The organism is Kitasatospora sp. NBC_01266, assembly GCF_036242395.1.
In the GTDB taxonomy this organism is placed as follows: Bacteria; Actinomycetota; Actinomycetes; order Streptomycetales; family Streptomycetaceae; genus Kitasatospora.
This window is the reverse complement of sequence record NZ_CP108458.1, coordinates 7,341,813-7,353,965: the sequence shown is the minus strand read 5'-3', so window position 1 is coordinate 7,353,965 and position 12,153 is coordinate 7,341,813. Positions and strand designations below refer to the sequence as shown.

The following is a 12,153-nucleotide window of genomic DNA, read 5'->3' as shown; positions in this document are numbered from 1 at the left end:
GACAGCGGTCGGGAGAGCGCGCCCGTCAGGACAACGCATCCATCTCGCGGACCAGGCTGAGCGGGCGCATGTCGGTCCAGTTCTCCTCGACATGGGCGAGGCACGCCTCGCGCGGCGACGGGCCGAACCGCGCCACCCAGCCGGCCGGCACCTCGATCGCCGCAGGCCAGAGCGAGTGCTGTCCCTCGTCGTTGACCAGAACGCAGTACTGGGCGTCGTCGTTCTCAAATGGATTGGCCATGGCTTCACCTTTTCGATTTCTGCTGGCGGGCATGCGGCAGCGGTCACCGACCGGCTTGTGCCGAAGACGCGGAAGTGCCGCGCGCTCAGCAGTGCGTTCAGCGGTGGGAACGGTCTGTGGAACCGGACGGAGCCGGCCTGCGCAATGCGCACGGCACTCACTCGGCACATCCCCCGTATCGGATGCCCACGGCCTGGCAGCGGTCCCCCATTTGACGCTACGTCTGCGGCTGTGCGGCGCTTTCAACCTAGGAGCTCGGTGGCGAAACTGTCAACGCACGAATGATCATGGAACAGCCGCGCCGGGCGCGGCTCCCGGAGAACTCCCGGACGAGAACCCCCACGATAACTCCCGGGCATTCCCGGGATATCCAGCCGAATACCGGGCAGCGGGCAGCGGGCACGCACCAATGGCCCCGGGGCGCCTCGGGGCGCGGGGTCAGTGCCGGACGAATGAGGGTGCGAAGTCCGCGGCTGCCGAGCCGACGCCGGTGACGTCGTCGTGGCCCGGGGCGGTCCTCAGCGTGGCGTTCCGGCCGAGGGTCTCCAGGCAGGTGCGGATACAGCGGGCTCGGTCGGCGCTCCGACCCGGGGCCGTCGGACAGGTCGGAAAGGGGCCTGCTGGGGCAAGGTCTCACACTCCGTCGCTGGGCGGGGCCCGCCTCGAGGAGGGGCGGGGCGGCGGCTCTCGCACCGCTCAACTACCAGGGACGCGTCGAACCTGATGATTGGTTACATCGATCCGTGATCATCGGCCAACAAAGTGCTACGGACAGCCCATTGGGGCAGCCACCGCCGCCGGCCAGCGGCCGCTGACCGCCGGTGCCCGGATCTCCCCCGGGGGCCCCGCGCGGTGACGCTGCGTCCGGTGTCCACCTGCCACCGCGCAGGTAGGACAGGTGTCCTAGGATGTCGGCCCATGACGGACACACGGGGGCCAGGACCGCTCTGGAGCGGCACACCGACGCAGGCGGCGACCGCCGAACCTGACTGGGCGGCTCTGGCCGAGAGTTACCAGCAGTCGTCCCGGCGGCGCCGGCAGGTCCGCAGGGCGGCAGCCTGCGTCGCGGCCGCGGCGGCTGTGGGCGGCATCGTTGTCGGCGCGGTCGCGGTCACCGGTTCGGGGCCGAAGCCCGGCCACAGTTCCGCCGCCACGGGAGTCGGTCTCGACGGCGTGTCGGGTCTGCGCGATACCGCGGCGCCGGCCGGTGATTCCGGCGACAGCGCCTCGCCATCGGCCGGTGCGAGCGCCGCACCCGGCGCTCCCTCGTCAGCCGCCCCGAGCGCCGGCCCCAGTGCTCCTCCGTCAGCCGGTGCGAGCGCCGGACCCGGCGCCCCCTCGTCAGCCATCCCCGGCCGGTCGACCGCCACCCAGCCGACCCGCCCGACCGGGTCCACCACCCCACCGGCCGCCCCGGCGCCGGGCGGCCCCGCGGCGAGCACCGCGCCAACGGCCCCGGCCGCCCCCGCGCAGACCCCCGGCGCCGGCCCGACCGCCAAGGGATCGCCGCCGCCAACGCCGACGCAGCCCCCGGCCGCCGCCAACCCGTACACCCCCGGCCAGGTCTGCGGCAGCGGGTACGGCGTCATCGACTCGCACAGCCTCGGCGACGCCACCATCTACCTGCTGTACGACAACGCCACCGGCGTCGACTGTGCGGTCACGCTCGTGGCCCACCCGAGCGGCGCTGTCCCCATGAACGCCACCCTGGCCGCCCAGGGCGGGGCCTCGACGAGCAACCCGGGCAACTTCGCCGACTACGCCGGCCCGGTCACCGAGCACGCCCCGCACATCTGCGTGACCTGGGGCGGCTCCTACCGCGGCACCTCCTGGACCAGCGGCTGGAGCCACTGCGGCTGACCCAGCCCTGGCGCTGGGCCGCGGTCAGCGGTCAGCGGTCAGCGGTCCGAGCTACCGCTGTCGTACTCGCTGGTTCCCGCATCCAGCAGCGGCGACTGCTGCTGCTTCATATAGGCCGGGGCCATCAGGCGCAGCACGTGGTAGCCGATCAGGATGACCAGGGTGCCCAGGGCGATGCCGCTGAGCGAGAAGTCGGCGGTGAACTTCAGGGACACGTTGCCGATGCCGATGATGAGACCGGACGCCACGGGGACGAGGTGGAGCGGGTTGGTCAGGTCCACCCGGTTGTGCACCCAGATCTGGGCGCCGAGCAGGCCGATCATGCCGTACAGGACGACGGTGATCCCGCCCAGCACGCCGCCCGGGATCGCGGCGACCACCGCGCCGAACTTCGGGCAGAGGCCGAAGAGGATCGCGAAACCGGCGGCGCACCAGTACGCGGCGGTGGAGTAGACCCGGGTCGCGGCCATCACACCGATGTTCTCGGCGTAGGTGGTGGTGGCCGGGCCGCCGACGCTGGTGGAGATCATGGTGGCGGCGCCGTCCGCCATGATCGCCACGCCCATCCGGTCGTCCAGTGGGTCACCCGTCATCTCGCCCACCGCCTTGACGTGTCCGGCGTTCTCGGCGATCAGCGCGACCACGACGGGCAGTGCCACCAGCACGGCGGCGGCGGAGAAGCTCGGGGCGTGCAGGGTGGGCAGGCCGAGCCACTGGGCCCTGCTCACGCCGGAGAGGTCGAGCCGCCAGTGGTCCGTCACCGCGCCGGCCCCGTTGACGGCGTGGATCTTCCCGAAGACCCGGTCGAAGACCCAGGAGATCAGGTACCCGAAGACCAGGCCCAGGAAGATCGCGATCCGCGACCAGAAGCCGCGCAGCACCACCAGGGCGAAGCCGGTGAACAGCATGGTGAGCAGTGCCGTCCACTGGTCCTGCGGCCAGTACGTCCCGGCGGTGACCGGTGCCAGGTTGAAGCCGATCAGCATCACCACCGCGCCGGTCACGACCGGCGGCAGCACGGCGTGGATCACCCGCGCGCCCGCCGCCCTGACCGCCGCGCCGCAGGCCACGAGCACCGCCCCGACCACCAGCATGGCGCCGGTGAGTGTCGCGGCGTCACCGCCCTGGGCCTTGATCACGGCGGCCACACCGACGAACGAGAGGCTGCTGCCGAGGTAGCTGGGGATCCGCCCGCCGGTCACCAGCAGGAAGAAGATGGTCGCGACACCGGAGACCATCACGGCCAGGTTGGGATTGAGCCCCATCAGGACCGGTGCCACGAAGGTCGCACCGAACATCGCCACCACGTGCTGAGCGCCGAGCCCGATGGTGCGCCCCCAGCTCAGCCGCTCGTCCGGCTTGACCACCGCACCGGGCGCGGGGCTCCTGCCGTCACCGTGCAGCTTCCAGCCGAAGCCCGCCATGGGCCACTCTCCTCGTCGGCAGTGCCCACTCGGGCAGATCGGAACATCAGCCGACCACACGGACACGCGCCGACGCAAAAACCCCGCCGCCGGACAGGTGGACCCGCCTTCACCCGTGCCGCGACCGTGAGATCCTCGGCTACGCCCGCAGGGTGCTCGAGTTGCCGCGCCGACCCGCCCCAGCCCCGTGAACTCCCCGTCCGACGAACGCTCTTGGAGGTCCTGCTGTGGAGAGCCTGCGACAGGCCGTTGCCGTGATCGCCCACAACCGCGAGGAGGCGAGTATCGCCACGATCCACTACGCGGCGAACGGCTGGAGCACGACGCCGGCCTGGACCATCCCCGGCGGCAAGGTCGAGGTCGGCGAACGCCTCGACGAGGCCGCGGCCCGCGAGCTGCGGGAGGAGACCGCTCTGGTCGTCGAACCAGCGGACCTGCGCCTGGCGCACACGGTCCAGGTCCGGCAAGGCTGGGACGGCAAGGGCCCCTTCCTGCTGTCCGTCTTCCTCGCCACCGCCTGGCAGGGCGAGTTGACGAACACCGAGCCGGACAAGCACCTCACCGTCGCCTGGTCGCCGCAGACCCGGTTGCCGCTGCCGATGTTCCCGACCTCCCACGCCGCCCTCAGCGCCTACCTGTCCGGCGGGCGGGGCTTCTCCACCCACGGCTGGGACCAGGACTTCAACCCACGGACCCTGGTGGTGGATCATGGAGGCGGCAGATCCGATTGAGGGCCCGAGCCAGTTGACACCGAGTCAGCCACCTTGGGCCCTCCCCAGTGGGACGAGAACAGCATGCCTCTCAGTGGCGAATACCAGCCCAGCCCGGACCAGTTCGTGAGCGACCAGGTCGCACTGTACGAGAGTTCCGGGGGCACCGAGGGAACGACCCTGGAGGGCGCGCCCGTTGTCATCCTCACCAGCCTCGGGGCCAAGAGCGGCAAGCTCCGCAAGACCCCGCTGATACGGGTGGAGCACCAGGGAGCGTACGCCGTGGTGGCCTCGCAGGGCGGCGCACCCAAGCATCCCACCTGGTACCACAACCTGGTCGCGCACCCGCAGGTCGAGTTCCAGGACGGCACCGTGCGGCGGGAGATGACGGCCCGCCAGGTCGAGGGCGCGGAGCGGGAGCTGTGGTGGTCCCGCGCGGTCGAGGTCTGGCCGGACTACGCCGAGTACCGGACGATGACGGACCGGGTGATCCCCGTCTTCGTGTTGGAGCCGACAGCTGGCACCAACTGACCTCTGTTGGATCGGATCGCCCAGGCAGTGCCTGGCCCTGGGGTACCGGAACGGGAGGTCGGCGGGGCCGACTTCCCACTCCGTGAGGGCGGCGGCCCCCGATCGAGCTGCTGGGACTGGCTGCCGTCTACGAGGACACGCAACCCGAGGATGACCAGCCCTACTGGTGGTCCGTGAAGACCGCGCGGGAGCGCCCGACCCTACGCGAGCAGCTCGTCGACGAAGCGCTCGCCGCCCAGGACGCCCGCGTGGCGGAACTCGCCGCGCAGCGCGAACGCGACCCGGGAGCCTGGGAGTCGGAGATCCGCGCGGCATTCTGCTGGGCCGGCGACGAGATCCATGCGGCGGGTCATCTGGGGCTCCCCCGCGTGGCGATGCGGCAGATCCTCGAGGATCCACGCCTCGCCGACCTGCGGGAGACGAGATAGCTGCCAGAACCTCATGAACCGGCACGACCTACTGCTGGGCTCGGTACGCGCGGGACAGCCGGGCGGACCACCTCGCCGCCTGTCAGCCCGGCGACATGCGAATCAAGCTCGAATTCCGCACCGGGTGGTCGCAAATCGGCTGCGCGGCCGGTCTGGTGGATCGATGCGGCGGTAAAATTCCGTCGCGATCAATCCGGCACGACTGGCGGGTGGCTGAATGGAAGCGCAGGCCGGGCAGGTGATCGGCGGCAGGTACCGGCTGATCGACTCCCTCGGGGCAGGAGGCTTCGGCCGGGTCTGGAGGGCAGAGGACGAGGCTCTGCGGGTCCAGGTCGCGGTCAAGGAGTTACGGATACCGAACCAGCTCGCTGCGGACGAGCGGGCAAACTACCTGGTCCGAGCCGAGCGCGAGGCGCGCAATGCGGCCCGGCTGCGGCACCACCGGAACATCGTGACGGTACACGACATCTTCGACGTCGACGGTTCACCCTGGATCGTCATGCAACTGGTCGAGGGCACCTCGCTCGCCGAGACGCTGAAGGCCAGGGAGCGGCTCACCCCGGCCGAGGCCGAGGCCCTGGCCCGCAGCCTCCTGAACGGCCTGGAGGCCGCGCACGAGGCGGGCATCATCCACCGCGACGTGAAGCCCGCGAATGTCCTGCTCGGCCGGGACGGCGAGATCCTTCTGGCGGACTTCGGCATTGCCGTCGACCCCCGCGACCCCCGGCTCACCTCGACGGGGGCCGTGTTCGGCACCCCCGGCTACACGGCGCCCGAGCGCTGGCTCGGCGCGCCCAGCAGCGCTTCGGGTGACCTCTTCTCTCTCGGCGTGACCCTGTACGAAGCAGTCGAGGGCGTGCGCCCCTTCCCCGATACCGACCCATTCGCCTCCCTCCGTCAGGCGCCTCGCCCGCCCGAGCAAGCGGGCCGCCTGGGTCCCCTCCTCGACGCCCTGCTCAACGGCGATCCGGCACGACGACCCACCATCGCCGAAGCCCGCGCCATGCTCGTGGAACCCGACACGCACCCCAGGACCGTGCTGGATCCGGCGGGAGCCAGAAGAGAGGAAAAGCCTTCGGATGTCCACGAGTTCGAGGCGCAGTGGACCGGTCAGGAGCCGCTGGCGGACTACAGCCACACGGTTCCCCGGAAGGGGGCGTCCCCGAGGGCCTCAGCCATCACGGCGGCGGCCTGCGCGGGCGGTGGTGGCCTGCTGCTGGGTGTCGGGCTGTACTACCTGCCGTCGCCGCCCATGAACAGTGGCTGGGACGCCGCCGTGTCGATCGGGCCAGCCGCGCTCTTCCTGGCGCTCCTGTTCGCGTTCAACGGCATCGCCATAGCCCGTCAGCACGCCCGGACCGAACGCTCACTGGCGAGCCGGGAGCCCTGGTCACTCCATGTGGGCCCGCGCGCCATCCGAACCGTGACCTCCGAGGGACGACGCGAATTCCGCCGGGACCAGATCAAGCGGGTCACGGTCCGCGAGATCGAGGGAGCCGGGCCGCACGCCTTCACCGGGATCCACGTCCAACTCACGGAATTCTCTGCGTCACTGGCAGACCTGCGGCCGGCCGGGTGGCCCTACCCGCCGCAGAACGGACCGGGGAGGCGCACGAGGGAGTATCTCGGATCGTCGACGCCGCCGTCCAGGACGAGGCTCTATCCGGTCTGCGTCCTGGGCCCGATGACGGAGACTCAGCGCGTGGCACTGGATGCCGCCTTGGAGCAGTACAGCCGTTAGAGCGCGTCGGACCGTGATCAACATGGACACCCTCTACTCCATCGCCTGGCTCGACCTGAGCACCGAACCCCAGGTCCTGCAGATCCCCCCGGGTCAGCAGACCCCCCTGAATCCCAACCTGGACGGCTCCTACGACATCGCCGTCCAGTACGGCGACCCCAGCCCCAACCCCGACCCCGAGAACCCCTCGCCCAACTGGCTCCCGATCCCCCGCCGCGGCGAGTTCTCCCTCACCCTGCGCCAGTACGTGCCCCAGACCGACCCCATCTGGGCCCCGCCGACCCTGACTCCGCTGCCCCCGTCGAGCGGCGAGTAGCCAGGACCGGAACAGTACTGCGCCCCGCCGGATCCTCGCATCCGGCGGGGCGCAGTACTGTCCAGAAGCAACGGCGACGCCGTCAGGGTGTGCGGCGCAGGACGAGGGTGCCCTGCACGCAAGTCCTTACTCCGTACCTTGCCGCGCGGAAGGGTTCAGTGACCGGCTCGGGGACCGCGCGCAGGGGCGACGCGCTACGCGAGCGGCTTGCGCAGCAGCAGGAGGAAGAAGCGGGTCTTGCGCGCGACGATGGTGCGTGCCCGTGGCAGGCCGGCGAGCACCGTCTCGGTGAACTCCGCTCCGAAGCGCTGGATGAAGTCCTCCCGCCGGTCGTGGCAGACGAGTTCCATCACGTTCATGGTCATCGCCAGGTTCGCCGACAGGTCCTTGAGCTCCAGTGTCCGGAAGCCGGCCTGGTCGACCAGCGCGAAGAACTCCGGCAGCCGCAGCGGCAGGTTGGAGGCCAGCATCCCGTCGAACACGGCGGTCTCGGCCTCGGTGAGTTCCTCGGTCAGAACCGACTCCAGGACCAGGAGGTCCCCGCCGGGGCGCAGCACCCGCCAGGCCTCGTTCAGGGCCTTCGCCCGGTCCATGTGACAGATGCTCTCCACCGCCCAGGCGCTGTCGAAGGTTTCGTCCGGGTACGGGAGTCGCATGGCGTCGGCGTGCTCGAAGACGAGCCGGTCGGTGAGGCCGTGGCTGCGCGCGAGCTGGTTGGCACGCTCGATCTGGGCCTTGCTGACGGCCACGCCCGTCACCTTGGCGCCGCGCTGTTCGGTCAGGCGCAGGGCCGAGCGCCCGGTGCCGCAGCCGATGTCCAGGACGTGGTGGCCGGCCTGCGGGTTGAGGGTCCTGATGAGGTAGTCGGTGTACCGGTCCTGGGCCTGCGAGGACAGGTCGACCAGGTCCAGGCTGCCGGGGTGGGGCTCGTCCGGGGGGAACCACAGACCGCAGTGCACACTCTCACCGAGAGTCTGGTGATAGATCTCGCCGAACTGGTCGTACCAGTCGCCCACCTCTTCGGCGGTGACCTTGAGTTCGGGGGTGGTCTCTTGCGGCACGGTGCGCCCCTTCCGGGAGTCGACGGCCTCTGGTCCATCGTGGACCTGGGCTTCTGGAACGACGTCAGCGCGTCGCCAGCCTTACCCGGCATGGGAGTTGCGGGCACGCTCGCGCTCACGGCTGTTCGCGACGCCAAGCCTGTGACGCCTCCGTGCCCACGGCAAGACCGCCTTCCCGGACGTGGGGATCATTCAAGCCACCGATCACCGTTGCCGACCTCGGCCCTTCAAGGTGGCGGCAGTGGGAAGGCGAGAGAGACCGGTCCCGGTGGAGCGGTAGCCCGTTGCAGTCGCGCTCGGACAGGCTGCGACGCTCGCCCTTGCGTCCGCTATGCCGTCGCAGCCGCTGGCACAGCCGGGTCCGCAAGCCCGGCCGCATCGCGAGCAGCCCGCAGCCGAGGCTCTCCCCCGAGCGGCCGCCGACCTTCACCGCCTGGGTGACACCGCGCCATCCCCCACCTGCACGGGCTTGCCCCCTGGAGGCGTACCCGCCGGGTGAGGTGGCCAGGCTGCTCCCCGCACCCACGGGGATGTTCCCCGCCGCTGCGGTGTGCAGGTTGCTGGGCAGGCTGCGGATCTGATTCATCGCCTGAGTGCGGGCCCTGACACCGCTGCGGCGGACGACCCGTAGCACACGCACGGCCTCGACCAGGCCGTCACGGCTCTTCGGGATGCCTGTGGCCCGTCCGGAGGCCACCGCCGTGGCGGCGCCGTAGGCGTCGATCGGGTCGGCCTTGCCTCGCAACCGGCGGGTCTTGCGGTCCGGGCGGTCGACGTCGACGACTGTGACCCCGGCGGCGGTCAGTACCCGGGCGAGTTCGGCGCCGTAGGCGCCGGTGCCCTCCACTCCGACCGCTGTCAGGGTGCCGTGCGAGCGCATCCAGTCCAGCAGGTCCCGGTAGCCGCTGACCGTGGCCGGGAACTCCCGATCGGCGAGATGCCGGCCAAGCTGGTCGATCACCGCCGCGTGGTGGGTCAGGCCGTGAGTGTCGACTCCGTCGGTGATCTCCGGGCCGTGGTGCGTCATGCTGGTCATGCCCGTCCTTGCCGCTTGTCCGAGCCGAGGGCGGCACGCGCCGGTCGGGCGGGTGGACAAGACAGTGACGGGGCCTCTGGCCAGGCTCCTATGAGCTCCTATGAAGTCACGAACGCCCGTCCGACCGCGTGCGTGATGACGCCGCCGACGGGCCGACAAATCCACAACAGGACAGTCGAAACGTCAGTCAGTACACGGGTCAGACCCGCCGGCAGCGTCATCACGTCCGTCATCACTGTCAGTACTGGGTGGAGATGGTGACGCCGCTGAACGTGGTCTGGGCGTAGAGGCTGATGTAGCGGTAGCCGGCGGTGGTGTTGGTGACGGTCAGGCTCTGGTCGGTGGTGCCGTTGTTGGTCGAGCCGTTGGTGTAGGCGCTCGGGGTGGCCCAGGTGTTGGGGTTGTAGAGCAGGTAGGCGGTGCCGGTGCCGGTGGTGCTGTTGATCTTCAGGGTGGTGGTGCCGGCCGGCAGGTAGATGTAGTAGTAGTCCAGGTTGCCGGCGGTCGCGGACTGGTTGGCGCGGAAGCAGTCCTGGTCCAGCACCCGGGTGTCGGTGGCGGTGCAGGCGGTGAGGCTGCTGACGGTCACGGACTGGGTGATGCTGTTGGTCTTGCCGTTGGTGTCGGTCACGGTGAGGCTGACGGTGTAGGTGCCGGCCGCAGTGTAGGTGTGCGACGGGTTTTGGCCGGTGGAGCTGGTGCCGTCGCCGAAGTTCCAGGCCCAGGAGGAGATGCTGCCGGTGCCGGCCTCGGTGGACTGGTCGGTGAACTGGACGGTCTGGGCAGAGGGGGCGGCCGTGAAGGCGGCGGTCGGGGTGCCGCCCACCACGCAGGCGCCGGCGGCGCAGGCGTCCAGCCAGGTGTTGAAGTCGGCGTCGTAGGCGGTGCCGATGGAGTTGTAGACCGCGTAGCCGCCGGTGTAGTCACCGGTGCGGAAGTGGCTGAGCATGTTCTGGATCACGTCCGGGTGCTTCTCGACCATGTATCGGACGGCCAGGTAGCCCCACGGGTAGGTGCGGGTCTGGTCACTGTTCTGGTAGGTGTTCTGGAAGAGCGTGCTGAGCGCGTAGGTGTGCTTCGGGGCCTCGGCCACCGCGCCGGTGTCGGTCACGTTCCGGTAGGTGTACGAGACGTATTCGGCCACGCCCTCGATCCACCACACGTCCGGGACGACGGTCTGCTGCGTGAAGTTGCCCTTCAGGTCGTAGCGGCCGTCCAGGGCGTGGGTGTATTCGTGGTTGAGGTTCCAGATGCCGGCGGTGAAGCCGTCGTTGCCGTTCTGGTAGGTGAGCGAGATCGGCTGGTTGGTGGGGTTGGTCGGGTCGCCGACCAGGGTGATGCCGCCGTTGTTGGTGCTCACGCCGTAGATCCCGCCCGCGTAGGTCTGGTAGTCCTGCGGGGAGGCGAAGACCACCATCTGCAGCGAGCTCTCGTACTGGCCGGGGATCGGGCCGTTGTCCTTGACCAGGTTGTGGACGAAGCCGTCCTCGTTCTCCAGGCTGGTGCAGACGGCGGACAGGTCGGCCGCGGTCAGGCTCTGGGCAAGGATGCTGTGGGTCGAGTCGCAGGTGTAACTGATCGGCAGCGCCGCGGCTTTGAGCTGCTGCGGCAGGTTGCAGACGCCGTAGTCGGAGCAGTTGGTCGGGTCGTAGTAGGCGGCCATGCCGGCGACGCCGACCCAGAGCGCGGAGGTCGGGCCGGTGATCGAGGAGATGTCCATCAGGCCCTTGATCAGCGGACGGACGGTGGCTATCAGGGCCGGGTGCTCGATGAACCGGGCGGCCTCCAGGCCGGCGTTGGACGCCAGGAAGGAGTTGCTGGTGCCCAACAGGTCCTTGTGGTTCAGCGCGAAGCTGTCCAGCGTGGTGATCAGGCTCGGGTCGGCGGTGACCGCGGCGACGTAGGCCGGGTTCTGATGGCCGCGGAAGATCGGGGTGTACACGGAGTTGACGAAGTTCACCATGTACCAGGAGGAGTCGTACGAGCTGTTGTAGCCGTTCAGCACCTGCTTGTACGTGTTGATGTAGCGGGCCTGCAGGTTGGCGCTGTCGCTGAGGATCATCGCCTCGCCGCCGACCTGGCCGTTGCCGTCGCTGACGTCGGTGAAGTGCGGGCTGGCGACGAGGGCATCGAGGCCGGCCTGCACCGCGCCGGTGAGCGAGGCGTCGTAGGGGCCGACATCGGTGGGGTCGTAGTACTGGACGTAGTAGCCGGCCTGCAGGAAGTACTCCAACTGGTAGCTGCCAGTGGAGTTGTCGCCGGTGTAGGAGGAGGCGGCGCTCTGGTAGCCACTCGCCACGGCCAGCATCTGGCTCTCCTTGAACACCCCGGCGGCGTCGCTGCCGCTGGTGAGGAAGAGCGAGCTGATGCAGTCCTGGCTCGAGCCCTCGATGAAGCTGACCAGGGCAGAGCCGGTGCGGCTGCTGAAGTCGGCCGGAGTGCAGGAGGTGACGGCGGCTGCGGCGCCGGCCCGGGACGCGGCGGGCTTGGGTGCGGGCGCCTTGGGGGCGGCGGACCGCGGGGAGCGCGGCGGGAGTTGGGCGGGCGCGAGGCGCTGGGCCTGGGTTGCGGCGTCGGTGTTCGCGCCGAGGGTGCTGCCGGTCGGGGGTATGCCCCGGTTGGCAGCGGCTTGGGTGACCTGCTGACCGGTTTTCACCGTGGGGGCGGCGAAACTCGGGGTGGCGGCGAACCCGGCGACGGCCGTACTCGCGGCGGCGAGCACAGCCACGATTCTGGGCAGCCGAAATAGCTGACGCATCATCACTCCTTGGTGGGGGAACCAGTGGATGCGCCTCGGATATAGAG

10 protein-coding genes and 1 pseudogene are annotated in these 12,153 nt (G+C 70.0%); 6 read left to right on the top strand and 5 right to left on the bottom strand.

All coding sequences use genetic code 11. The features are described 5' to 3' along the window. Window positions 1–25: 25 nt before the first annotated feature. Window positions 26–241 carry an MbtH family protein gene (locus OG403_RS31760; protein ID WP_329570496.1) on the bottom strand — a complete coding sequence of 72 codons (216 nt, stop codon included), beginning with the start codon at window positions 239–241 and terminating at the stop codon, window positions 26–28. Between the two features lie 918 nt (window positions 242–1,159). Here OG403_RS31760 and OG403_RS31755 point away from each other — a divergent pair. Then, window positions 1,160–2,101, top strand: coding sequence for a hypothetical protein (locus OG403_RS31755; protein ID WP_329570494.1), 942 nt, complete (start codon window positions 1,160–1,162; stop codon window positions 2,099–2,101). A 38-nt stretch (window positions 2,102–2,139) separates the two neighbouring features. Here OG403_RS31755 and OG403_RS31750 read toward each other — a convergent pair whose 3' ends face one another. Continuing rightward, on the bottom strand, window positions 2,140–3,525 hold the full coding sequence (locus OG403_RS31750) for a uracil-xanthine permease family protein (RefSeq protein WP_329570492.1): 1,386 nt from the start codon (window positions 3,523–3,525) through the stop codon (window positions 2,140–2,142). A 227-nt stretch (window positions 3,526–3,752) separates the two neighbouring features. Between OG403_RS31750 and OG403_RS31745 the strand changes: the two genes are divergently transcribed. The 5 genes from OG403_RS31745 (at window position 3,753) to OG403_RS31725 (ending at window position 7,251) form a co-directional block, all read left to right on the top strand. Further along, on the top strand, window positions 3,753–4,256 hold the full coding sequence (locus OG403_RS31745; protein ID WP_329570490.1) for an NUDIX domain-containing protein: 504 nt from the start codon (window positions 3,753–3,755) through the stop codon (window positions 4,254–4,256). Between the two features lie 63 nt (window positions 4,257–4,319). Then, window positions 4,320–4,766: a nitroreductase family deazaflavin-dependent oxidoreductase gene (locus OG403_RS31740; RefSeq protein WP_329570488.1), complete on the top strand. Its 447-nt coding sequence runs from the start codon at window positions 4,320–4,322 to the stop codon at window positions 4,764–4,766. A gap of 173 nt (window positions 4,767–4,939) precedes the next feature. Then, entirely contained in the window at window positions 4,940–5,194 is a 255-nt protein-coding gene (locus OG403_RS31735; protein WP_329570487.1) for a hypothetical protein, read from the top strand. A 217-nt stretch (window positions 5,195–5,411) separates the two neighbouring features. Continuing rightward, window positions 5,412–6,935 (top strand): serine/threonine-protein kinase, encoded by a 1,524-nt coding sequence (locus OG403_RS31730; RefSeq protein ID WP_329570485.1) that lies wholly within the window; start codon window positions 5,412–5,414, stop codon window positions 6,933–6,935. A 22-nt stretch (window positions 6,936–6,957) separates the two neighbouring features. Next, window positions 6,958–7,251, top strand: a complete 294-nt coding sequence (locus OG403_RS31725) for a DUF1214 domain-containing protein (protein WP_329570483.1) — start codon at window positions 6,958–6,960, stop codon at window positions 7,249–7,251. A gap of 194 nt (window positions 7,252–7,445) precedes the next feature. On the opposite strand, the gene OG403_RS31720 is transcribed toward OG403_RS31725, so the two are convergent. From OG403_RS31720 to OG403_RS31710, 3 genes and pseudogenes are all read right to left on the bottom strand, one after another. Beyond that, on the bottom strand, window positions 7,446–8,312 hold the full coding sequence (locus OG403_RS31720) for an SAM-dependent methyltransferase (RefSeq protein WP_329570481.1): 867 nt from the start codon (window positions 8,310–8,312) through the stop codon (window positions 7,446–7,448). Between the two features lie 289 nt (window positions 8,313–8,601). Continuing rightward, window positions 8,602–9,348: pseudogene (locus OG403_RS31715) on the bottom strand (IS110 family transposase); the annotation flags it as partial. A 238-nt stretch (window positions 9,349–9,586) separates the two neighbouring features. After that, window positions 9,587–12,106, bottom strand: coding sequence for a collagenase (locus OG403_RS31710; RefSeq protein ID WP_329570477.1), 2,520 nt, complete (start codon window positions 12,104–12,106; stop codon window positions 9,587–9,589). Between the last annotated feature and the right edge of the window lie 47 nt (window positions 12,107–12,153).